Source organism: Cupriavidus pauculus (assembly GCF_003854935.1).
Classification (GTDB): Bacteria; Pseudomonadota; Gammaproteobacteria; order Burkholderiales; family Burkholderiaceae; genus Cupriavidus; species Cupriavidus pauculus_C.
On record NZ_CP033969.1, the window covers coordinates 637,097 to 659,506 of the forward strand.

23 protein-coding genes are annotated in these 22,410 nt (G+C 68.5%); 11 read left to right on the top strand and 12 right to left on the bottom strand.

Going from position 1 to position 22,410, the window contains the following annotated elements:
* Window positions 1–8: 8 nt before the first annotated feature.
* Window positions 9–896 (bottom strand): Kdo hydroxylase family protein, encoded by an 888-nt coding sequence (locus EHF44_RS04615; RefSeq protein WP_124682662.1) that lies wholly within the window; start codon window positions 894–896, stop codon window positions 9–11.
* Between the two features lie 174 nt (window positions 897–1,070).
* Complete coding sequence (metK, locus tag EHF44_RS04620) at window positions 1,071–2,234, bottom strand: methionine adenosyltransferase (protein WP_124682663.1); 1,164 nt, start codon at window positions 2,232–2,234, stop codon at window positions 1,071–1,073.
* Between the two features lie 275 nt (window positions 2,235–2,509).
* Between metK and EHF44_RS04625 the strand changes: the two genes are divergently transcribed.
* From EHF44_RS04625 to EHF44_RS04640, 4 genes are read left to right on the top strand one after another with little or no spacing between them, the layout of a single operon-like run.
* The gene (locus EHF44_RS04625; protein WP_124682664.1) at window positions 2,510–3,403 is read left to right on the top strand and encodes a lysophospholipid acyltransferase family protein; all 894 of its coding nucleotides are present in this window, start codon (window positions 2,510–2,512) and stop codon (window positions 3,401–3,403) included.
* Window positions 3,400–4,293, top strand: coding sequence for a lipid A biosynthesis lauroyl acyltransferase (locus EHF44_RS04630; protein WP_124682665.1), 894 nt, complete (start codon window positions 3,400–3,402; stop codon window positions 4,291–4,293). The genes EHF44_RS04625 and EHF44_RS04630 overlap by 4 nt, the downstream gene beginning before the upstream one ends.
* A gap of 14 nt (window positions 4,294–4,307) precedes the next feature.
* Window positions 4,308–5,174 (top strand): diaminopimelate epimerase, encoded by an 867-nt coding sequence (gene dapF, locus EHF44_RS04635; RefSeq protein WP_124682666.1) that lies wholly within the window; start codon window positions 4,308–4,310, stop codon window positions 5,172–5,174.
* A 58-nt stretch (window positions 5,175–5,232) separates the two neighbouring features.
* The gene (locus tag EHF44_RS04640) at window positions 5,233–6,042 is read left to right on the top strand and encodes a polyphosphate kinase 2 family protein (RefSeq protein ID WP_124682667.1); all 810 of its coding nucleotides are present in this window, start codon (window positions 5,233–5,235) and stop codon (window positions 6,040–6,042) included.
* A 9-nt stretch (window positions 6,043–6,051) separates the two neighbouring features.
* Here the strand turns inward: EHF44_RS04640 and EHF44_RS04645 are convergent, their stop codons facing one another.
* On the bottom strand, window positions 6,052–7,383 hold the full coding sequence (locus tag EHF44_RS04645; protein WP_313838919.1) for a patatin-like phospholipase family protein: 1,332 nt from the start codon (window positions 7,381–7,383) through the stop codon (window positions 6,052–6,054).
* Between the two features lie 138 nt (window positions 7,384–7,521).
* Window positions 7,522–8,199: an orotate phosphoribosyltransferase gene (gene pyrE / locus EHF44_RS04650; RefSeq protein ID WP_124682668.1), complete on the bottom strand. Its 678-nt coding sequence runs from the start codon at window positions 8,197–8,199 to the stop codon at window positions 7,522–7,524.
* Window positions 8,200–8,229: 30 nt separating this feature from the next.
* On the opposite strand from pyrE, the gene EHF44_RS04655 reads away from it, so the two are divergent.
* Both EHF44_RS04655 and argC read left to right on the top strand, forming a co-directional pair.
* Window positions 8,230–9,006: an exodeoxyribonuclease III gene (locus EHF44_RS04655; protein WP_124682669.1), complete on the top strand. Its 777-nt coding sequence runs from the start codon at window positions 8,230–8,232 to the stop codon at window positions 9,004–9,006.
* A gap of 249 nt (window positions 9,007–9,255) precedes the next feature.
* Window positions 9,256–10,203, top strand: coding sequence for an N-acetyl-gamma-glutamyl-phosphate reductase (gene argC, locus EHF44_RS04660; protein WP_253699980.1), 948 nt, complete (start codon window positions 9,256–9,258; stop codon window positions 10,201–10,203).
* 73 nt (window positions 10,204–10,276) lie between these two features.
* Here argC and EHF44_RS04665 read toward each other — a convergent pair whose 3' ends face one another.
* Window positions 10,277–11,212 (bottom strand): M48 family metallopeptidase, encoded by a 936-nt coding sequence (locus EHF44_RS04665; protein ID WP_124684995.1) that lies wholly within the window; start codon window positions 11,210–11,212, stop codon window positions 10,277–10,279.
* 137 nt (window positions 11,213–11,349) lie between these two features.
* On the opposite strand from EHF44_RS04665, the gene EHF44_RS04670 reads away from it, so the two are divergent.
* Window positions 11,350–12,630 carry a muropeptide transporter gene (locus EHF44_RS04670; protein ID WP_124682671.1) on the top strand — a complete coding sequence of 427 codons (1,281 nt, stop codon included), beginning with the start codon at window positions 11,350–11,352 and terminating at the stop codon, window positions 12,628–12,630.
* Window positions 12,631–12,633: 3 nt separating this feature from the next.
* Here EHF44_RS04670 and EHF44_RS04675 read toward each other — a convergent pair whose 3' ends face one another.
* The 6 genes from EHF44_RS04675 to argB form a co-directional block, all read right to left on the bottom strand.
* Complete coding sequence (locus EHF44_RS04675; RefSeq protein ID WP_124682672.1) at window positions 12,634–13,452, bottom strand: acyl-CoA thioesterase; 819 nt, start codon at window positions 13,450–13,452, stop codon at window positions 12,634–12,636.
* 108 nt (window positions 13,453–13,560) lie between these two features.
* Window positions 13,561–14,172: a methionine biosynthesis protein MetW gene (gene metW / locus EHF44_RS04680; protein ID WP_124682673.1), complete on the bottom strand. Its 612-nt coding sequence runs from the start codon at window positions 14,170–14,172 to the stop codon at window positions 13,561–13,563.
* The gene (gene metX, locus EHF44_RS04685) at window positions 14,169–15,341 is read right to left on the bottom strand and encodes a homoserine O-succinyltransferase MetX (protein WP_124682674.1); all 1,173 of its coding nucleotides are present in this window, start codon (window positions 15,339–15,341) and stop codon (window positions 14,169–14,171) included. Before metX ends, metW begins: the two co-directional genes overlap by 4 nt.
* Before the next feature lie 297 nt (window positions 15,342–15,638).
* Complete coding sequence (gene slmA, locus EHF44_RS04690) at window positions 15,639–16,304, bottom strand: nucleoid occlusion factor SlmA (protein WP_124682675.1); 666 nt, start codon at window positions 16,302–16,304, stop codon at window positions 15,639–15,641.
* Window positions 16,301–17,323, bottom strand: a complete 1,023-nt coding sequence (locus tag EHF44_RS04695; RefSeq protein WP_124682676.1) for an HAD-IA family hydrolase — start codon at window positions 17,321–17,323, stop codon at window positions 16,301–16,303. Before EHF44_RS04695 ends, slmA begins: the two co-directional genes overlap by 4 nt.
* Window positions 17,324–17,392: 69 nt before the next feature.
* Window positions 17,393–18,310: an acetylglutamate kinase gene (gene argB / locus EHF44_RS04700; protein ID WP_124682677.1), complete on the bottom strand. Its 918-nt coding sequence runs from the start codon at window positions 18,308–18,310 to the stop codon at window positions 17,393–17,395.
* A gap of 157 nt (window positions 18,311–18,467) precedes the next feature.
* Here argB and EHF44_RS04705 point away from each other — a divergent pair, with 157 nt between their 5' ends.
* Together EHF44_RS04705 and EHF44_RS04710 are read left to right on the top strand one after the other, a co-directional pair.
* The gene (locus EHF44_RS04705) at window positions 18,468–18,689 is read left to right on the top strand and encodes a cysteine-rich CWC family protein (RefSeq protein ID WP_124682678.1); all 222 of its coding nucleotides are present in this window, start codon (window positions 18,468–18,470) and stop codon (window positions 18,687–18,689) included.
* Window positions 18,690–18,753: 64 nt separating this feature from the next.
* A complete protein-coding gene (locus tag EHF44_RS04710) occupies window positions 18,754–19,692 on the top strand; it encodes a LysR family transcriptional regulator (protein ID WP_124682679.1) in 939 nt (312 codons plus the stop codon).
* A 31-nt stretch (window positions 19,693–19,723) separates the two neighbouring features.
* On the opposite strand, the gene EHF44_RS04715 is transcribed toward EHF44_RS04710, so the two are convergent.
* Window positions 19,724–20,215 carry a copper chaperone PCu(A)C gene (locus EHF44_RS04715; protein ID WP_124682680.1) on the bottom strand — a complete coding sequence of 164 codons (492 nt, stop codon included), beginning with the start codon at window positions 20,213–20,215 and terminating at the stop codon, window positions 19,724–19,726.
* Between the two features lie 183 nt (window positions 20,216–20,398).
* Between EHF44_RS04715 and EHF44_RS04720 the strand changes: the two genes are divergently transcribed.
* Entirely contained in the window at window positions 20,399–21,769 is a 1,371-nt protein-coding gene (locus tag EHF44_RS04720; RefSeq protein WP_124682681.1) for an ATP-binding protein, read from the top strand.
* Window positions 21,769–22,374, top strand: a complete 606-nt coding sequence (locus tag EHF44_RS04725) for a response regulator transcription factor (protein WP_124682682.1) — start codon at window positions 21,769–21,771, stop codon at window positions 22,372–22,374. Before EHF44_RS04720 ends, EHF44_RS04725 begins: the two co-directional genes overlap by 1 nt.
* Window positions 22,375–22,410: the final 36 nt, after the last annotated feature.

Here is a 22,410-nt window from a genome sequence, read left to right on the forward strand (position 1 = left end):
GCCGGCGCTCAGGCCGCCAGCATCGGCCGGCCCAGCATGCGGGACAGCACCGCTTCCGGCGAATGGGTCCGGTCGCCGATGGCGGCCGGGTCCAGGTAGATCGTCTGCTCCATCATCGCCTTGCCGCGCATGGCCGCGTGCAGCAACTGGTCGCTGAACACGATCCAGGTGGCGCCCGGCGGGAAGTGGAATTCCTGCTGCGGCACGGTCTTCTGGTAGTCCAGGTCGGCCTTGGCAAGGTCGTGAAGCTGCAGCATCCGGTGGTCGTACTCGCTGCGCGCGCGCTTGGTGATGTGCAGCGTCTTCATCAGCCATGCCTGCCCGGGCCACATGCCGTGGGTCCTGGGCACGAACTTCTGCGCGAAATCTCCGAACGGCTCGCCCACGCGCCACACGCGCGGCGCCTCGGGATCGATGTTGTGGAACACGCGCAACAGCCGCTTGCCGAGCATCGGATTGGACGGGAAGGCGTCCACGTGCAGCCGCGTGTCGTCCTTGCGCCAGCTCACCGGGCGGCCGGCAATCTCGCTGGGCCGCAGCGACGTGCCCGCGCGCGTCATATGCCCCGCGTACTCGGGAAACAGCGCATGGATCAGCGACTCGCTCGACGTGGCGTAGCGGTGGATCAGGCTGTACAGGTCGGCCAGGTCCTGCTCGGTGCCGGCCGCGCCGCGCACGGCCCGCTCGTCGGCGCGCAGGTTGATGTTCTTCGACTTGCCGTCCGAGTAGCGCGGGTCGAGAAAGCGTTCCTCGCCCGGCTGGAACTGGAACCGCAGGTGCGGGAAGTACAGCACGGCACCCTGCTCCAGATCCCGGCGCAGCGCGGCACGCGTCTCGGGCGCTACCTCGGGTGACCAGTCGGTATAGGGCTGGGTGCGGATCAGGTCCAGGGCCATGGCAGTGTCTTGAATCTCGAATTCAGGTTGACCGGATTCTACTCCGCACGGGCGTCGCCGCCCGCGTGGCGCCGGGGCAACAAAAAACCCCGCGGGTCCCAGGGGACCGGCGGGGTCGTCGGCCACCGCAGCCGGCGGACCGGCGGGTGGCCTGGCGCTCAGGCGCCCAGGCGCTTACAGGCCGGCGGCGGCGCGCAGCGCGGCGGCCTTGTCGGTGGCTTCCCACGAGAACTCCGGCTCCTCGCGGCCAAAGTGGCCGTAGGCGGCGGTCTTCTCGTAGATCGGGCGCAGCAGGTCCAGCATCTGCACGATGCCCTTCGGACGCAGGTCGAAGTGCTCCAGCACCAGTTCGGCAATCTTCTCGTCGGAGATCTTGCCGGTGCCTTCCGTGTACACGGTGACGTTGATCGGCCGGGCCACGCCGATCGCGTAGCTGACCTGCACCTGGCACTGGCGCGCCAGGCCGGCGGCCACCACGTTCTTGGCCACGTAGCGGGCGGCGTAGGCGGCCGAGCGGTCCACCTTCGACGGGTCCTTGCCCGAGAACGCGCCGCCGCCGTGCGGCGAGGCACCGCCGTACGTGTCGACGATGATCTTGCGGCCGGTCAGGCCGCAGTCGCCCTGCGGGCCGCCAATCACGAACCGGCCGGTCGGGTTCACCAGGTACTTGGTGTCCTTGAGCATGTCGGCCGGCAGCACCGGCTTGATGATTTCCTCGATCACGGCTTCGCGGATCTGCGCCTGCGAGATGTCCGGCGAGTGCTGGGTCGACAGCACCACGGTGTCCACGCTGTGCGGGCGGCCGTCCACGTAGCGCACGGTCACCTGCGACTTGGCATCCGGGCGCAGCCAGGGCAGGCGGCCGTCGCGGCGCAACTGCGACTGGCGCTCCACCAGGCGGTGCGAGTAGTAGATCGGGAACGGCATCAGTTCCGGCGTCTCGTCGCAGGCGTAGCCGAACATCAGGCCCTGGTCGCCAGCGCCCTGGTTCAGGTAGTCGTCCGAGGCGCGGTCCACGCCCTGGGCGATGTCGGGCGACTGCTTGTCGTACGCCACCAGCACGGCACAGCCCTTGTAGTCGATGCCGTAGTCGGTGTTGTCGTAGCCGATGCGCTTGATGGTGTCGCGGGCGACCTGGATGTAGTCGACATTCGCGGTCGTGGTGATTTCGCCTGCCAGCACCACGAGGCCGGTATTGCAAAGGGTCTCGGCCGCCACACGGGCGTACTTGTCCTGGGACAGGATGGCGTCCAGGACAGCGTCCGAAATCTGGTCAGCGACTTTGTCGGGATGGCCTTCGGAGACAGATTCCGAAGTAAAGAGGAAATCGTTCGACACGATCTGGTTTCTCCAGGTTGGCTATTGCGTGCCACCCTTTGAAACGGTGCGGCGACGCTTTAGCGGTATTTTCAGGCCACCCGGGTAGAGCGGCATCGCCCCGCAAGTTGTCAGTTAACTCGGCGATGGCGGGTATTATACCGGCCTGCCGCATCTGTTGCAGCCTGCCGTGCTGAACGGATTAACGGCCGCACCGGCTGGCGGTTTTCGAATGCCCTTGCGGCGATTCAGGTTTTTCTGATGCCTCTGCTTTATCGGCCGATTTTGCGATCGACATGACCTTCCTGTTCTGGCTCATTTCCCGCCTGCCCCTGCGGCTGCTGCACGCAATTGGCGGCGCCCTGGGACTGCTGGTGGCCCGCCTGCCCGGCCGCTACGGGCGCCGGCTCGTGGAGAATTTCCGGCACGCCTACCCGCAGGCGACCGACGCGATGATCGCCGAGTCCGCGCGCCACACCGGCCGGCTCATCATGGAGATGCCGTACTTCTGGAGCCGCCGCAAGCTGACGGTGCGCACCGACGGCTTCGACGCGATGTGGGCCGAGACCGGCCGGCTCGGCGCGGCCGGCAACGGCGTGATCATCCTGACCCCGCACTTGGGCTGCTTCGAGGTGCTGCCCCAGCACCACGCGCTGACGCGCCGCGTCACGTGCCTGTTCAAGCCGCCCCACCAGCCGTGGCTGCGCGAGTTCATCGAGCGGATGCGCACGCGGCAGGACATCGCCATGGCGCCCGCCACGCCGCGCGGCGTGCGGATGCTGGTCAAGGCGCTCAAGCGCGGCGAAGCGGTCGGCATCCTGCCCGATCAGGTGCCAAGTGCCGGCGAGGGCACCTGGGCGCCGTTCTATGGCAAGCCGGCCTATTCGATGACGCTGGTGCACCGGCTGCAGCAACTGACACGCGCGCCGATCGTCGCCGTCTTTGCCGAGCGCCTGCCGCGCGGCGTGGGCTACCGGGGCCACCTGCGGGTGCTGTGCGACGGCGGCATGCTGCCCGACGACCCCGCGCAGGCATCGGCCGCGATCAACGCCGCGATCGAGCAGTTGATCGCGATCGATCCGACCCAGTACCTGTGGGGCTATAACCGCTACAAGCATCCGGCCGGCGCCGGACTGCCGCCCGCCATGGCCGACGCCGGCGCGGCGGTCACCAACGACGAGAATCAATGAGCCGCTTTCTTACCTGGCTCGGCATCGGCCTGTTGACGGTGCTGGGCAAACTTCCCTACGCCTTTGTGGCCCGCTTTGGCGAGGCGCTCGGCAGCGTCCTCTACCTGGTGCCGAACCCGCGCCGCGAGGTGGTCCGCGCCAACCTGCGCCTGTGCTTCCCGGACCACAGCGACGCCGAGATCGACGCGCTGGCGCGCGAGAGCTACCGCAAGGTGTTCCGCAGCTTTGCCGAAGGCGGCATCTTCTGGACCTGCGGCGAGGCCAAGATGCGCGAGTTGGTCCAGATCAAGGATCACGGCAACCTGCTGGCGCTGGACGGCCAGCCCCACATCCTCGTGACGCTGCACCTGTCCGGGCTGGAAGCGGGCGCCATCCGGCTGACCATGCACCTGCGCGACCACGTGGGCCGCTCGGGCGCGTCGCTGTACACCGTGCAGAAGAACAAGCTGTTCGACGACTTCCTGAAAGTGGCGCGCGGCCGCTTTGGCGCCAACATGATCTCGCGCAATGACAGCGTGCGGAACATCCTGCGCGTGCTCAAGAAGGGCGAGGCCCTGCAGTTGATCTCGGACATGGATTTTGGCGAGCGCGACTCCGAGTTCGTGCCGTTCTTCGGCGTGCAGGCGCTGACGCTGACTGCGGTGTCGCGGCTGGCGCGGCTGGCCGGCGCCAAGGTGGTGCCGATCTATACCGAGCAGCTGCCCGACTACCAGGGCTACGTGCTGCACCTGCTGCCGCCGTGGGACAACTACCCCGGCGAGAGCGTGACCGACGACACGCGCCGCATGAACGCCTTCTTCGAGGAAGCCATCCGCCCGCGCGTGGCCGACTACTACTGGGTGCACAAGCGCTTCAAGCACCGGCCGCCCGGCGAACCGGACATCTACTGACTACAATCGGCACCATGAAACTCCAGTTCACCAAGATGCACGGCGCCGGCAACGATTTCATCGTGCTGGACGGCATCCACCAGAAGCTCGACCTGACCGAAGCCCAATGGCGCGCGCTGGCCAGCCGCCACTTCGGCATCGGTGCCGACCAGATCCTGATTGTGGAGCAATCGTCACGCGACGACGTCGACTTCCGCTACCGGATCTTCAATGCCGATGGCGGCGAGGTGGAGCACTGCGGCAACGGCGCCCGCTGCTTCGTACGCTTTGTCACCGACAAGGGCATGACCGACAAGCGCTCGGTGCGCGTGGAGGTGATGAACGGCGTGATCACGCTGACGCTGCAGGACGACGGGCAGGTCACCGTGGACATGGGCGCGCCGGAACTGACGCCGGCGCGCGTACCGTTCCTGCCCGACGGCCTGCCCACGCGCACCGAAGGCGCCGACACGCTCTACGGCCTGGAGATCAACGGCCGTACCGAATGGATCTCGGCCGTGTCGATGGGCAACCCGCACGCGGTGCAGGTGGTGGACGACGTCGAGCAGTTTCCCGTGCTGCAGGACGGCCCGGTCATCGAGCACCACAAGGCGTTCCCGAACCGCGTCAACGCGGGCTTCATGGCCATCGCCGACCGCCACACGATCAACCTGCGCGTCTTCGAGCGCGGCGCCGGCGAGACGCTGGCCTGCGGCACGGGCGCCTGCGCGGCCGTGGTGGCCGGCATCCAGCGCGGCCTGCTCGATTCGCCGGTCAAGGTCCACACCCACGGCGGCGACCTGACCATCGCCTGGCAAGGCCCCGGCCAGCCCGTGCAGATGACCGGCCCCGCCACCACGGTGTTCGACGGCACCATCGACCTCGACGCGCTCGGCGATTGACGCCACCAGCGGCTTGCCCGACCATGGCGGATCGAACGCACGGTCACCGGGAGCGCGCATGACGCTGGACGATTTTCGTATCACCGCCGGCAAGGGGTTCAAGCTGGCGAACTTCGACGCGGGCGGCAAGCCGCTGTCCACGGGCAGCAAGGCTTCCGACGAGGCGCGGCTGGGAGAGCTGGCCCAGCAGCTCGATGCCGTGCAGGACGTCTTCTACGCCGAGCACCGGCACAAGCTGCTGATCGTGCTGCAGGGGATGGATACCAGCGGCAAGGACGGCACCGTGCGATCGGTGTTCCGCAGCTTCGATCCGCTGGGCATCCGCATCGCCAGCTTCAAGTCGCCGACACCCGAGGAACTGGCGCGCGACTACCTGTGGCGCGTGCACGCGCAGGTGCCGCGCAAGGGCGAGATCGTGATCTTCAACCGCAGCCACTACGAAGACGTGCTGATCACGCGCGTGCATGGCTGGATCGACGACGAAGAATGCAAGCGCCGCTACCGGCAGATCCGCGAGTTCGAGCAAATGCTGGTGGAAACGGGCACCACGATCGTCAAGTGCTTCCTGCACATTTCGAAGGACGAGCAGAAGCAGCGGCTGGAGCAGCGCATTGCCGATCCGCAAAAGCACTGGAAGTTCGACATGCAGGACCTGGCCGAGCGCAAGTTCTGGAAGGAGTACCAGCGCGCCTACGAGGACGCCATCGCGGCCACGGCCACGCCGCAGAGCCCGTGGTACATCGTCCCGGCCGATTCGAAGAGCCACCGCAACCTGGTGGTCGCGGACATCCTCAAGACCACCTTTGACCAACTGCGGCCCGACTACCCGCCACCCAAGCCGGAACTGGCCAAGGTGGTCGTCGAGTAGCGGCGCGCGTCAGGTGTCGCCGTTGCCGCGATGCACGTCGTGGGTGACGAACGGGCGCTCGGCGCTGGGCATCGCCAGCCAGTGGGGGTGCTTCAACGTGTCGCGGATATCGTCGAGCCCGCTGGACCAGTGCTCGTGCATCGTCAACACGCCAAACTGGTAGTCCTTGGCGCTGCCTTCGAAGGTCTTGTCGCGGTAGATGAGCTGGATCACGTTGCGGCGCGCGTCGCAGGCGTGGTCGGCGGCGCGGCGGAACCACGGGTCGTCGCGCTTTGAGGGCGGCACCAGCGCCATCAGCTCGCTGAGCATCCGGCGGTAGTTCTGCTGCTCGCGCATGTAGTCGGTGATTGCGCGGGTGCGGCTGGAATACTGGATGTCCTTCTGGCGCTCGGCCACGTCCAGCAGGTTGTGCGGCAGCTTGCCGCGCGCGCTCCAGAGATCGACCTGGAAGATCAGTGCGTCGCGCCGCGGCTGGGCGGCCAGCACCTCCTGCAGCGGCGTGTTCGAGACCAGCCCGCCGTCCCAGTAGTACTCGCCATCGATCTCCACGGCCGGAAAACCGGGCGGCAGCGCGCCCGACGCCATGAAATGCTCGGCCCGCAGCGTCATGCGCGTGTTGTCGAAGTACGCGAAGTTGCCGGTGCGCACGTTCACCGCGCCCACCGACACCCGCATCTCCCTGGGCCGGTTGACCCGGTCGAAATCGACAAACCGTTCGAGCGTGGCCTTGAGCGGCGCGGTGTCGTAGTAGCTGGCGCTGCCCGGATCGTCGAAGCGCGCCCAGAGGTCCGTGATGGCGCGCGGCGAGAAGAAGCCGCGCTGGCCTTCCAGCAGCGCGCGCGTGGCGTTGAGGCTGTCGAACCAGACGCGCATCGGCTCCGGCCACAGCGGCGCGGCTTCCGTCAGCAGGTCCAGCGGCAGCCCCGGGAGCCACGGCTGGGCGCAGATGTATTCCCAGAACGCGCGAAGCTGCGCCACGCGCGTCTCGGGCGGATTGCCGGCGATCACCGCCGCGTTCAGCGCGCCGATCGAGATGCCCGCCACCCAGTTCGGATGGATGCCGCCCTCGGCCAGCCCCTGGTAGACGCCGGCCTGGTACGACCCCAGCGCCCCGCCGCCCTGCAGCACGAGCGCGCGGATGGCATAGGCCTCGTGGGCGGGACCCTCGTGCGGCGGCGCGTCCGGCGCGCAGTGTTCCAGCGGTAGCGCGGCCTTGCGGCGCGCGGGGCGTTTCGCCTCGGCCGGCGTGGCCGCGGCGGGCGCGGAATCCTGCGGTGGCGGCACCTGGGCGCCCACTTCGCGCTGGATCGCCTGCCTGGGGGGCCGCGCCTGCCCGCTCACGTCCGTTGTTTCCGTCCTTGCCTTCGCCGCGCCTTGCCGCGCCACGCGTTTTGTCGCCACGCCGTTGCTCCGCTGAATGACCGCCGGGAATGTTTCGTCCACCAAAGAAAAAGGCCCCGTGCGGGGCCTGGTTCCAGGTCAGACGCCGTACTTCTGACGATAGGCCGCGACAGCGTCACGAGAGTTCCCCAACGCGGGGTCCTGCGAGGCATCCAGGTACGCCAGCAGGTCCTTGAGCGTGGCGATGGCGATGACCGGCACGCCGTACTCGCGCTGCACGTCCTGGACGGCCGAATGGGTGCCGATGTCGTCGGCGGTGCCGCTCTTTTCCATGCGGTCCAGCGCGATCAGCACCGCCGCCGGCTCCGCGCCGGCCGCGCGGATCATCTGCATCGACTCGCGCACCGAGGTGCCGGCCGAGATCACGTCGTCGACGATCACCACCTTGCCCTGCAGCTTCGCGCCAACCAGCGTGCCGCCTTCGCCATGGTCCTTGGCTTCCTTGCGGTTGTAGGCAAACCCGACGTCGCGGCCCATGCCGGCCAGCGCCACCGCCGTGGCCGATGCCAGCGTGATGCCCTTGTAGGCCGGCCCGAACAGCACGTCGAACTGCACGCCCGAGTTGATCAGGGTCTTCGCGTAGAATTGCGCCACCTGGCCCAGCATCGCGCCCTGGTTGAACAGCCCGGCGTTGAAGAAATACGGCGACTTGCGGCCGGCCTTGGTCACGAATTCGCCAAAGGACAGCACGCCCGCGTCCAGCGCAAAGCGGATGAAGGTCTGGCTCAGGGCATCCGGCGTCGTCTGCTGCGTCATCTTTTCTCTCTGAATTCAAAATTTCCCGAGATGTTACGGATTATCAGCGCCAACCTCAACGGCATCCGCTCGGCCCACAAGAAGGGCTTCTTCGACTGGATGGGCAAGCAGGACGCGGACATGGTCTGCGTGCAGGAACTGAAGGCCCAGCAGGCCGACATGACCGACGCCTTCCTGGCGCCACATGGCTATCACGGCTACTTCCACTACGCCGAGAAGAAGGGCTACAGCGGCGTGGGCCTGTACACGCGCCACCAACCGGAGCGCGTGGTGACCGGGTTCGGCTGCGCCGAGTTCGACGCCGAAGGCCGCTACGTCGAGGTGCAGTATCCGCACCTTGCGGTGATCTCGGTCTATGTGCCGTCCGGGTCCAGCGGCGAGGAACGCCAACTGGCGAAATTCCGATTCATGGAAGCGTTCCTGCCCCACCTGCTCCAGCTCAAGGCCACTGGCCGCGAGATCGTGCTGTGCGGTGACGTCAACATCGCGCACAAGGAAATCGACATCAAGAACTGGAAGGGCAACCTGAAGAACTCCGGCTTCCTGCCCGAGGAGCGTGCGTGGATCGGCGCGCTGTTCGACAGCCACGGGTACGTCGACGTCTTCCGCCAGCTCGACCCGCGCCCCGAGCAGTACACGTGGTGGAGCAACCGCGGCCAGGCCTACGCCAAGAACGTCGGGTGGCGTATCGATTACCACCTGGCAACCGCCAGGATCGCCGCCACGGCCAAGGCCTGCGCCATCTACAAGGACGAGAAGTTCAGCGACCACGCGCCGCTGTCGATCGACTACGATTTTCCGTTGTGATGCCGGCGTGACCCCTGGCGCGGCGGCCGGCGGGTGGCCGTAACTGCGTCATGCGTCGGATGGAGCGCAGTTCCTCCAGCAGGTCCGGGTGCGGAACCGACTTGGCGATTTTTCGCCACGACGGAACTGCGCCAGATCGCAACGGCGGTTTTGGCGTAAACCCCACGTCCGGCCCCCAACCTCGCTACAATGCAGGTTCTCCGCCCCCCAGGACAGGAGACTCTTCGCATTTTTCACAGTGAGTCCGCCATGGTTTTCAAAGTGTTCGTCGATGGTCAGGAAGGCACCACGGGTCTCCGGCTGCTTGACTATCTCTCGGGTCGCTCCGATGTTGAGCTGCTGCGCATTGCCGATGACAAGCGCAAGGACCCGCAGGAGCGCGCACGCTTCCTGAACGCCTCGGATGTCTCTTTCCTGTGCCTGCCGGACGTTGCCTCGCGCGAGGCCGTCTCGCTGGTCACGAATCCCGATACCTGCGTGATCGACGCCAGCACGGCGTTCCGCACCGCCGACGACTGGGCGTATGGCCTGCCCGAGCTGACGCGCGGCCAGCGCGACAAGATCCGCGCCAGCAACCGCATCGCGGTGCCGGGCTGCCACGCCAGCGCCTTCGTGCTGGCCGTGCGTCCGCTGGTGGAAGCCGGGCTGATGCCGGCCGACTACCCGGTCTCGGCGTTCTCGCTGACCGGCTACAGCGGCGGCGGCAAGTCGATGATTGCCGAGTTCGAGGCCGGCGGTAACCCGAAGCTGATGAGCCCGCGTCCGTACGCGCTGGGCCTGGCGCACAAGCACCTGCCGGAAATGCGCGTGCAGGGCGAGCTGGCGCGGGCGCCGATCTTCAACCCGATCGTCGGCAACTTCCTGAAGGGCCTGTCGGTGACGGTGCCGGTGTACCCGTCGCTGCTGTCGCGCAAGGCCGATGCCGAGGCCATCCTGGACATCTACCGCAAGCACTACGAAGGCGAGCAGTTCGTGCGCGTGCACCCGTACAACAGCGACGAGAACCTGGACAAGGGCTTCTTCGACGTCCAGGGCAGCAACGACACCAACCGCGTGGACCTGTTCGTGTTCGGCAACGCCGACCAGCTCAACCTGGTGGCGCGCCTGGACAACCTGGGCAAGGGTGCCGCCGGCGCGGCCGTGCAGTGCATGAACGTGCGCATCGGCGCCGACGAGGCCACGGGCCTGGCGGCCTGAGCGCGGCGGCGACGCGGGAAGGCGCCCCCTTCCCGGCCCGCAAAACAAAACCGGCTCCTTGGAGCCGGTTTTTTCATGGCTTGAGCGGCCGCATGCGGTCCTCGTCGCCGGCGTCGACCGGCGCGCCGCCCAGGTTGGCCATGTTCGGCTGGTAGGGCGCGAGTTTTTCCATCGGCATGTTCATGCTGCTGGCGTACAGCGGCAGCACTTCCTTCATGTGCGCCTCCAGCACGGCGATGCGGGTGCGGCCGGACGGATGGGTCGACGTGAACTCGTCGCCGGCCTGCAGGAACTTGCCCATCTTCTGCCAGAGCGTGATGGCCGCGCGGGGGTCGTAGCCGGCGCGGGCGGCGATATCCATGCCGATCAGGTCCGCTTCCGTCTCCTCGGCGCGCGAGAACCGCAGCGACAGCATCCTGGCGTTCGAGCCAATATCCATGTTGCCCAGGTTGCCAAACCCGGTGAGCTGCGACACCACGTTGGCGCCCAGGTTCGAGATCTCGGCCTGCGCCGCGCGCTGGCGCGCATGCTCTTCCAGCGCATGGGCAATCTCGTGCCCCATCACCACGGCCACTTCGTCGTCGGTCAGCTTCAGGTCGTCCAGCAGCCCGGTGTAGACGGCCATCTTGCCGCCCGGCATGCAGAACGCATTGACCTGCTTGGCGCGGATCACGTTGATTTCCCACGGCCAGCGGCCGGCGCGCGGATTCCAGAGCACGGTCTGCGGCAGCAGCCGGATGCCGATCTCGCGCAGCCGCCGCACCTGCGGGTGGTCGTCGTCCAGCAGCGTGCGGCGCGCGATGGCTTCCTGCTTGACCTGCTCGTACTCGCGGGCGGCCTGCTGGTCGATGACCTCCATCGGCACGATCTCGCGTACTTTCGAATAGCGGCGCTCCACGCGCACGCCGTCGTCGGGCGCGGCCACCAGCGCCACCTCCTGGGCCAGGGCGGGCAGCGCCATGGCACAGGCCACGGCGGCGAGCATGGGACGCAGGCAGGACTGGCGCATGATCTGGGGCAGGATGGGATGAACGGGCGGCCGGCGCGCGGGCAGGCGCGGATACGGCACCAAGCGTACGTGAAAAGTCCGCGGGGCGGCGCGGACGGTGATGCAATAATACACGCCAGCCCCGGCGCCACCCCATCATGAATTTCCATACCTACCTCGACATCTTCCGCAACCGCCGCATCGGCGCCATGCTCACGCTCGGCTTTGCCTCGGGCCTGCCGCTGGCGCTGACATCGGGCACCCTGCAGGCCTGGATGACCGTGGAAGGGCTCGACATCAAGACCATCGGCTTCTTCTCGCTGGTGGGGCAGGCGTATATCTTCAAGTTCCTGTGGGCCCCGCTGATGGACCGCTACACGCCGCCACTGCTGGGGCGCCGGCGCGGCTGGCTGCTGGTGACGCAGCTCGGGCTGGTGGCCAGCATCGCGGCCATGGCGTTCTGCCCGCCGCAGCAGGCCCTCTGGACGCTGGCCGCGCTGGCCACGCTGGTGGCCTTCCTGTCGGCGTCGCAGGACATCGTGTTCGATGCCTACAGCACCGACGTGCTGCGCCCCGCCGAGCGCGGCGCCGGGGCGGCGGTCAAGGTGCTGGGCTACCGGCTGGCGATGCTGGTGTCGGGCGGGCTGGCGCTGTATCTGGCGGACCGCGTGCTCGGCTGGTCGAACATGTACCTGCTGATGGCCGGGCTGATGGGGGTTGGGCTGCTCACGCTGTTCTGGGCGCCCGAACCCGATGCGCCGGCGCGCGCGCCGCGTTCGCTCGAAGAGGCCGTGCTGGGCCCGCTGCGCGACTTCTTCGGCCGGCAGGGCGCGTGGTGGCTGCTGCTGCTGATCGTGCTCTACAAGCTTGGTGACGCCTTCGCGGGCAGCCTGTCCACCACGTTCCTGATCCGCGGCCTGGGCTTCGATCCCGGCCAGGTCGGCATCGTCAACAAGACGCTGGGCCTGGCGGCCACCATCCTGGGCGCGCTGTTTGGCGGATCGCTGATGGTGCGGCTGGGGCTGTACCGGTCGCTAATGCTGTTCGGGCTGCTCCAGGCCGGGTCGAACCTGGGCTACTGGATGCTGGCCGTGACGCCGCCGCACCTGTGGACGATGGCCGCCACCATCGCGGTGGAAAACATCTGCGGCGGCATGGGCACGGCCGCGTTCGTGGCGCTGCTGATGACGCTCTGCAACCGGGCGTTCTCGGCCACGCAGTACGCGCTGCTGTCGGCGCTGGCGTCGATCGGGCGCGTCTACGTGGGCCCGACGTCGGGCTACATGGTCGAAGCCTGGGGCTGGGCGCCGTTCTACCTGGGCACGGTCGTCGCGGCGCTGCCCGGCGTGGCGCTGCTCTGGGCGATGCGCGGGACCGTGCACCGCTACGAGGCCCAGGCGCGCGAGCCGGCCGAAGCCGCCGTGGCGCGCCCGGCCTGAGGGTCATTCCTTGTAGTAGACGATCTGGTGCGAGCTGGCCAGCAGGTCGCCGTCGGGGCTCCAGATCTCGGCGGTCTGGTCGAAGAAGCCCTGCCGGAACACGCGCGCCTGCGCGCTGCCCAGCACGTGGCGGTGGCCCAGCGCGGCCAGCGTGGCCGCATCGGCGTGGAAATAGGTGGTCAGCGACACGGTGCCGGCCGGCACGAAGCCCGCGCGCTTGAGGAAGATGCGCGGGTAGAACGCGTCGCACCAGGCCGCCATGGCGGCGTAGTCCGGCGTGCGCGGCGGCTGGTCGCGGAGCCAGAACTGCGTCAGGCTGTCCGGATGCTCGGTGCCGGGCTCGGTCGTCGGCTTGGCGCCGCGCACGGCGCGCATGTCGTAGCTGCCCAGCCATTTCACCGGGGCAAAGCCGCCCATCTGGGGCAGCGCATCGGCCGCCGGCACAGCCGGCATCGTCGCCTCGCCACAGCGCCAGGTATCGCGGCGCACGGCAAACACGGCGCTGCCGGTGGTCGTGATCTCGCCGTTCTGCAGCAGTTCCAGGTGCCAGTGCTGGGTGGACCGGTTGGTCCGGGACGGCCGCGCCACCACCTCGAACGCGCCCTCGGCAATCGGCCCGGCAAAGTTGACGGTCAGCGCGCTGGGGTCGCCCAGCCGCTCGGGGTGGCGCAGCGCGGCGCTCAGCATGACCGCCGCCGTGGCGCCGCCAAACGGCCCGATCATGTTCCAGTAGGCCTGGCTGGTATGGCCGCGAGAGCGATGTTCGCCGGCCGGTTCCAGTTGCAGGGCTTGGTCGAGCGGATGCAGGGGCGCTGATGTCATGGGGGCAACCTCGGGCAGGAAAAACGTACGATCGTTCGCTAACTTGCGTACGGTATGCCCGCCAGAGGCTTGCGTCAAGCTAGGGACGTGCCGGGGCCGCCGCCTGGGTCAGGCCGCCGCCACCCGGTACACCGCCAGGCTGCCGCGCCAGTTGACGCCCCAGTTCACGGTCACGCCCTCGTGCATCACCACGCGGTCCAGCACGCGCAAGCCCACCTTGGGCGCCAGTTCCTCGAAGTCGCGGATCGTCAGCACCCGTACGTTGGGCGTGTTGTACCACTGGTACGGCAGCGATTCGGACACCGGCATGCGGCCCTGGAACACCGACAGCCGGTGCGGCCAGTAGCCGAAGTTCGGAAACGAGACGATGCACTCGCGGCCCACCCGCAGCGTGTCGCGCAGCACCTGGGCCGTGTTGTGGATGGTCTGCAGCGTCTGGGACAGGATCACCGTGTCGAAGCTCTTGTCCTCGAACAGCGCCAGCCCGCCCTCCAGGTTCTGCTGGATCACGTTGACGCCCTTCTGCGCGCAGGCCAGCACTTCCTCGTCGCGGATCTCGATGCCGTACGCCTTCACGTCCAGCTCGTCCTGCAGCACGCGCAGCAGGCTGCCGTCGCCGCAGCCGGCGTCCAGCACGGTCGAGTTCGGCTCCACCCAGCGGGCAATCGCGCGAAAGTCCGGACGCAGCGCGAGGATGTTGGGATTGGCGGCGGCGTTCATGCACCGATCTCCTCGGCAATGCGCGCGTAGTAGGCGCGCATCAGGTTGTGGTAGCGCGGGTCTTCCAGCAGGAAGGCGTCGTGGCCGTGCGGCGCGTCGATCTCGGCGTACGACACCTGCCGCTTGTTGTCGAGCAGCGCCTTGACGATCTCGCGGCTGCGGTTCGGCGCAAAGCGCCAGTCGGTGCTGAAGCTGACCACCAGGAACTTCGCGTGCGTCTGCGCCATGGTCCTGGTCAGGTCGCCCTGGAAGGCCAGCGCCGGGTCGAAGTAGTCCAGCGCGCGCGTGATCAGCAGGTAGGTGTTGGCGTCGAAGTATTCGGCGAACTTGTCGCCCTGGTAGCGCAGGTAGCTTTCCACCTGGAACTCGACGTCGAACGAGAAGCGGATGTCCTCGGCCTTCAGCGTCCGGCCGAATTTCTCGGCCATGTCCTCGTCGGACAGGTACGTGATATGGCCGATCATCCGCGCCACGCGCAGGCCGCGCTTGGGCTTGACGTTGTGCGCGTAGTAGTTGCCGCCGTGGAAGTCAGGGTCGGACAGGATGGCGCTGCGCGCCACCTCGTTGAACGCGATGTTCTGCGCCGACAGCTTCGGCGTGGACGCCACCACGATGCAGTGCCGCAGCCGGTCCGGGTACATCAGGCTCCAGGCCAGCGCCTGCATGCCGCCCAGGCTGCCGCCCATCACGGCCGCGAACTGCTCGATGCCGAAGTGGTCGGCCACGCGCGCCTGCGCGTTGACCCAGTCCTCCACCGTCACCACCGGGAACAGCGCGCCATACGGGGCGCCCGTGGCCGGGTTGGTGCTCATCGGCCCCGTGGACCCGAAGCACGACCCCAGGTTGTTCACGCCGATGACGAAGAAGCGGTCGGTATCGAGCGGCTTGCCCGGCCCCACCATGTTGTCCCACCAGCCGATATCGCGCGGATTGTCGGCGGCGATGCCGGCCACGTGGTGCGACGCGTTCAGCGCGTGGCACACCAGCACGGCGTTGCTGCGCGCGGCGTTGAGCGTGCCGTAGGTCTCGACCATCAGGTCGTAGCCGGCAAGCTGGGTGCCGTTGCGCAACTTCAAGGGTTCGGCGAAATGCAGGCGCTGGGGCGTGACGACGCCGACGGAATCGGTCGGCACGTCTAGCACGCCAGCGGGAGGAGCGACATCGGTCATGGAACAGGCCCGCGTGAAATCAGCGGGCATAAAAAAACCCGACCGGCCAATGCGTGGGATTCGCAGCCAAGTCGGGCTTCTCGCGGGGTTCCGCGTGTCAGCGCTTCGGGCGGAAACAGCATCCGCGAGGCACCAACCCAACCTCTTTAGCCGCATTTATATTGGCAACCGGAGAGACGTCCTCCCGCTGCCGCGCGCCCGCAAGCCAGTCATCAAATCGGCGCGACCCGCACATTATAGTGCAAAGCGCGCGCCGTGCTCATGCCGGCCTGCCAGCCGCCGCGGCGCGGCCCGCGTTCAGCCCAGCAGCACGCGCAGCTGGGCGTCGATGTTGTCGCCCGGCAGCTTGCGAAAGCCGCTGCGCGCGTAGCGGTGCCAGTGGCCCTGCACCGTGGCCGTGATCAGCGCCACGCGCACGGGGATGTCGGCGTCGGCCGGGAACGCGGCCTGCGTGACCGCCACCTTCAGGCACTGCCGCAGCGACGCCTCGATGCGGTCGATCATCTGGTTGATCCGTTCCTGCAGCCGCTCGTGCTCGCCCACCAGCGCCTCGCCGGTCAGCACGCGCGTCATGCCCGGGTTCTTCTCGGCAAAGTTCAGCAGCATCCGCACGATGGCCTGCACCTGCCGCAGGCCGTGTTCCTCCTGCGTGGTGATCTGGTTGATCAGGCCGAACACCGTCTGCTCGATGAAGCCGATCAGCCCTTCGAACATCTGCGCCTTGCTGGCGAAGTGCCGGTACAGCGCGGCCTCGGACACCGACAGCCGGGCGGCCAGCGCGGCCGTCGTGATCTTTTCCCCGCGCGGATGTTCGAGCATGCCGGCCAGCGTCTGCAGGATCTGGATGCGGCGTTCGCCCGGGCGCGGGCGCTTGCGGGCCGGCGCCTCCGGATCGATGGCCGCCTGGGCCGGTTGGGCAACTGGCATGGCTGCCCCTGCCTCGCGAGCGATGGTTTGCGTCATGACCCGATTCTCCGCTTTTGTCGTAGGAGTTGATGCATCAATTGTACTTTTATGTCCACATATCCCGGGCGATTCACCACGCGCGCGCGCACCCTGGGGGTGGCATCGGCCGCCATCTGTGGTGCCGTTGCCGCAGTCGGGCCCGGCTGCCCGGCCGACGGGTCCTGGCTCTCGGCCGCCACCAGCGTCACCGAGCGCTCCTGGGCGGCATGGCCCACATGCTGCCGATCCTCGGCAGCCAGCGCTGACTTCGTGGCCGCATCGCGCGCCGCGCCGGCCTGCGCCGGCACCACGTGGGGCCGCGACGGCGCCAGCGTGCGCAGGAAGCCGGTCACCCAGGCCGTCCGGATGCCCAGCCCGGCGTACGCCTTCAGGTGCGAGACCGTGTCTTCCACCAGCACCACGCGGCGCGGCGCCACGCCGGTCTGGGCCAGCAACCGGCGCAGCATGCGCCGGTCAGGCTTCGGACGCAAATGGCCGTGCACCCACATGTCCTCGATGGCCACCACCCGCTCGAAATACCGGTCGATGCCGGCCACCGCCATCACGGCCAGCGCGTAGTCGCGCGGCGCGTTGGTGACCAGGATCTTGCGCCCCGGCAGCCGCCCCAGCGCCGCCGCCAGGCCACGACGCACGCGCACCATGTCGGCCAGTTCGGGGAAATGGTGCGCCGCGCGCAGGAAGTCGGCCGGGTCCACCTGATGGTGGCGGATCATGCCGAGCAGCGTGGCGCCGTAGCGCTGCCAGTATTCCACCCGCACGCGGCTGGCCGTGGCCTCGTCGCTGCCCAGCACGCGCGCCACGTAGGCCGTCATCAGCCGGTTGATGGCCGGGAAAATGGCGTGCGAGGCGTCGTGCAGCGTGTTGTCGAGGTCGAACAGCCAGACCGTGCGGCCGCCGTTGTCGCCGGCCGCTCCGCGCAGCAGGTGCCGGCGCGGGCGATGGCGCGGGCCCTCGGCGGACGATTGGCGGCGAGCGCGGTCCCTGCCGCGACGCTGGGTGGGCTGTCGGATGAACACGCCGGGATTGTGAACCTGAATGGGAAGGGACGGGAACCCGCGCAGCGCGGGCCCCCGGGGGAAATGCGCTCAGTGCGAGCGGATCATCGTGCCGAACGCCTGTTCGGTCAGGATTTCCAGCAGCAGCGAGTGCTCGATGCGGCCGTCGATGATGTGGACCGAATGCACGCCGCTCTTGGCGGCATCGAGCGCCGACGAGATCTTCGGCAGCATGCCGCCCGAAATGGTGCCGTCGGCGAACAGTTCCTCGATCTCGCGCGCCGACAGGTCGGTCAGCAGGTTGCCCTTCTTGTCCATCACGCCGGGGATGTTCGTCATCATGACGAGCTTCTCGGCCTTCAGGATCTCGGCCATCTTGCCGGCCACCACGTCGGCGTTGATGTTGTACGCCTGGCCATCGTCGGAGAAGCCGATCGGCGAGATCACCGGGATGAACGCGTCGTCCTGCAGCGCCTTGACCACGGCCGGGTTGATCGCCTCGATGTCGCCCACGTAGCCGATGTCGATGAACGTGCCCGGGTTCTCGCGGTCGGGCATCTGCAGGCGCTTGGCGCGGATCAGCCCGCCGTCCTTGCCCGTCAGGCCCACCGCCTGGCCGCCGTACTGGTTGATCAGCATGACGATGTCCTGCTGGACCTCGCCGCCAAGCACCCATTCCACGACTTCCATCGTTTCCTCGTCGGTCACCCGCATGCCCTGGATGAACGTGCCGACCTTGCCCACCTTCTTCAGCGCCTCGTCGATCTGCGGGCCGCCGCCGTGCACCACCACCGGGTTCATGCCCACCAGCTTCAGCAGGATCACGTCGCGCGCAAAGCCGTGCTTGAGCTTTTCCTCGGTCATCGCGTTGCCGCCGTACTTGACCACAATGGTCTTGCCGTGGAACTTGCGGATGTAGGGCAGGGCCTCGGCAAGGATTTCGGCCTTGAGGGCGGGGGCGATGGCCGCTACCGACGTGGTGGCAGGCCCAGGATTGTCAGCGTTCATGGCTTCGGACATTCCGTGTGATCTGGAGCAGGTATCATGACGAACCGTCCGCCGCAGGACGGCGATACGGGGCGACCCGGCAATGCGGGCAGGCGCCGATTCTACAAGAAACCGGCGGCGGCATTGCAACTGCGGCAATGCAACAAGGATACACGCCATGACCGACCCGTCGACGATCCAGGCCGGGCGCCTGCGGCCCGTGGAGCGTTGCAGCGCCTGCGGTGCGGCCTTCGTCTGCGGGTACGCGGCGGGGCTGCCCGAATGCTGGTGCGCCAGCCTGCCGCTGCTGCCGGCGCGCCAGATCGTGCCGGGCCAGCATTGCCTCTGTCCGGACTGCCTGAAACGTCGCCAGTCTGAGACACCTCCCAATCCGTCGTGAATTTTTTCGCGCCTGCGGTTACGCGAATGACAAAACGGGCCCACTCCGGTTTAACATTCGCGTCATGAATAGCCTTCGTGGAATCGACCTCAACCTGCTGGTGGTGCTGGAAGCACTGCTGGCCGAACGCCATATCTCGCGCGCGGCGCTGCGGCTTCAGCTCAGCCAGCCGGCCGTCAGCCATTCGCTGGCGCGGCTGCGGCAGTTGCTGGACGATCCGCTACTGGTGCGCGGCCAGGGCGGGCTGGTGCTCACGCCCCGGGCCCACGAACTGACCGCCCCGCTGGCCGAGGCGCTGGCGCAGGTGCGCATCCTGCTGGGGCCGGGCGGGTTTCAGCCGGCCACGGCGCGGCGCTCGTTCCGCATGGCGATGTCCGACTATGGCGAACTGGTGGTGCTGCCGCGCCTGCTGCGCGCGCTGCGCCGGGCGGCCCCCAATATCGACCTGGTGGTCACGCAGGCCAGCCGCGAGACGATGACGGCCCAGATTGCGGACGGCGAGCTGGACATCGCGCTGGGCGCCTTTGCGTTCGAGCCCGAGGGCGTGCGCACGGCGGTGCTGTTCGACGATGACTTCGCCTGCGCGGTCGATGCCGCCACGGTGCGCGACACGGGCCGGCTCGACCACGTGGCCTACCTGGCGCGCTCCCACGTGCTGGTGACCGCCGCCACCGAGCGCGGCGAGGCCATCGACGCGGCGGTGACGCGGCTGGGCGGGCGGCGCAAGATCGCCTGCTCGGTGCCGCACTGGAGCGTGGCGCCGGCGCTGATCGTCGGCACCAACATGGTCCTGACCACGGCGCGGCGCAGCCTGGAAGCGCTGGCCGACAGCCGCCTGGCGATCTTCGAGGCGCCGTTCACGATCCCCGGCTTCACCTACAGCATGATCTGGCCCGAGAAGGCCGACGCCGATCCGGGCCACACCTGGCTGCGCGAGCGCGTGCGCCAGGCCGTGGCCGCGCCCGAGGACGAGGACGCGGCGGCCATCAGCCTGCGCGGCTGAGCGGCGCGCCGCCGCCGGGCAATCCCGGTGCTCAGTGCTTGTGCTGCATGTGGCCGGCCGGCTGGGCGGCCGGCGCGGTCACGTCGCGCACCTCGGCCTTGACGGTCTGCTCGGTCAGCTTGCCGTTCTGCTCGAACTTCAGCGTGATGGGCACCGTGTCGCCGGCCTTGAGCTGCTGCTTCAGGCCCATCAGCATCACGTGGTAGCCGCCCGGCTTGAGCTGCACGTCCTGCATCTTCGGCAGGTCCAGCGACGGCACTTGCCGCATCCGCATCACGTTGTTGTCCATCTTCATCTCGTGCAGCTCGGCCGATGCCACCGGCGACGACACGCCGACCAGCTTGGCCGCATCGTGCGCATGGATCGTCATGAACGCGCCGGACGCGGTCTGCGCCGGCACCGTGCCGCGCACCCAGGCGTCGGTGACGTCGACCTGGGCCATGGCCTGGGCGCTGGCCAGCAGGCCGGCCAGGCCAAGGGTGACGATAGCGGCGGCACGCGCCGCGCGGACTTTGGCTTGCATGGGTAACCTTTCCACGATGGGGCTCGAAGGGGGCATTTCAGGGGCGATCATTAGACCACGGCGCGCCGGACGTCGTCCTGCCGCGCCACGCAACCGCGTAGTCTGGCAGCACCGCCGCCGCGCCTGAATGCGGCACGGTGTCGCATCGCGGGCAGCCGCGCGCAGCATTGCTACACTCGCGCCATGCCTGCCCAGATCGACCTGTCCCCCGCCCCGCCGCCCGCCATCTTCGGCGTGCCGGCGCAACGTCACAGCCTTGTCAGCCTGCGCCGCCTGTGCTGGCTGCGCTGGGCGCTGCTGGCCGGGCAGGCGATGCTGCTGGTGTCGTGCGAATCGGCCGCCGGCATCATCCTGCCGTACCAGCCGCTGCTGTTCCTGTTCGCGGTGCAGGCCGCCTTCAACCTGTACACGGTGGCGCGGCTGCGCTGGCATGCCACGCGGGGCACCATGCCCGGCGACGGCGAGCTGATGGTGCAGATGCTGGTCGATCTCAGCGCGCTGTCGGCCATCCTGTTCTACACCGGCGGCGCCACCAACCCGTTCGTGTCGTTCTACCTGCCCGGGCTGGCCATCGCGGCGGCCATCCTGCCGTGGCGGCTGGTGGTGGTGCTGGCGCTGTACGCGCTGTCCTGCTATTCGCTGCTGCTGCTGGAATACCTGCCGCTGCACCTGCACAACCCCGACAACGCGGTGAACTACCACCTGGCCGGGATGTGGCTCAACTTCGTCGCCAGCGCGGTGATGATCGCGTTCTTCGTGGCGCGCCTGTCAAACGTGCTGCGCCAGCGCGACGCCCAGCTCAACCAGGCCCGCGAGCTGCTGCTGCGCGAGGCACGCGTGGAAGCGCTCAACGACCAGGCCGCCGCCGTGGCCCACGAGATCGGCACGCCGCTGGCCACGCTGGCCGTGATCGCCGGCGAACTGCGTGCCGATGCCGCGGACACCGCGCGCGGCGAAACCCCGGTGGCCGCCTACCTGCCCGACCTGCGCACCATGGAGCAGCAGCTAGACCTGTGCCGCACGATCCTGGCCCGGCTGCGCGAGGACAACGAGACGCTGGCGCCGCAGCGCATCGACGGCTGGATTGCCGCGTTCGTCGAACGCTGGCAGCTCCGGCATCCGCAGGCCAGCCTGCAGGCCGATGTCTCGCCCGACGCCGGCGCGCAGGCCGTGGACACCGCGCGCGTGAGCCAGATCCTGACCATCGTGCTGGACAATGCCGCGCGCAGCCAGCAGGCCGCCGGCGGCGCGCCGGGCCAGGCCCCGCCGCTGGCGCTGGACGTGACGCGCACGGCCGGGGCGCTGGTCTGGCGCGTGACCGACCACGGCAGCGGCATCGCGCCGGACCTGCGCGCCAAGCTGGGCGAGGCGCCGGTGACCAGCCGCCACGGCGGCCAGGGCATCGGTTTGTACCTGGCGCAGAGCGCCGCGCGCCAGCTCGGCGGCCGGCTGGCGTGGCGCGACAACCCCGCCGGCGGCACCGTGACCGAACTGCTCCTGCCCCTGGCCACGGCCGGGCAGGCGCCCCTCCCTACCTCCGCCTACGAATCGTGATGACCGACGCTCCCGCCAACGTGCCCACCGACGCCCCCGCGGGCACGCCCTTCCTTGTGATCGATGACGACGAGGTGTTCTCGGGCACGCTGGCCCGGGCGCTGACGCGGCGCGGCTATGCGGTGCAGGTGGCGCACACCGGCAGCAGCGCGCTGGCCATGGCGGCGCGCACGGCCTTTGCCTACGTCACGCTGGACCTGCACCTGGGGCCGCCGCCCGAGGCCAGCGGCACGGCCGCCGAGTCGGGGCTGCATTTCGTGGCGCCGCTGCGGCAGGCGCTGCCCGACGCGCGGATCTTGGTGCTGACCGGCTACGCGAGCATCGCCACGGCCGTGGCGGCCGTGAAGCAGGGCGCCGACGAATACCTGGCCAAGCCGGCCAATGTCGACTCGATCCTGACGGCGCTGATGGCGGGGATTTCGGAGGATGCGGCCGAGGCCGCGCTGGAAGAGCCGGTGCCGCTGTCCGTGGCGCGGCTGGAATGGGAACACATCCAGCGCGTGCTCACCGAGCACGGCGGCAATATCTCGGCCACGGCGCGGGCGCTGAACATGCATCGGCGCACGTTGCAGCGCAAGCTCGGCAAACGGCCGGTATCGCGCTGATCGTGCTACCGGCCGCCGGGCGCGCGCCGGCGGGGC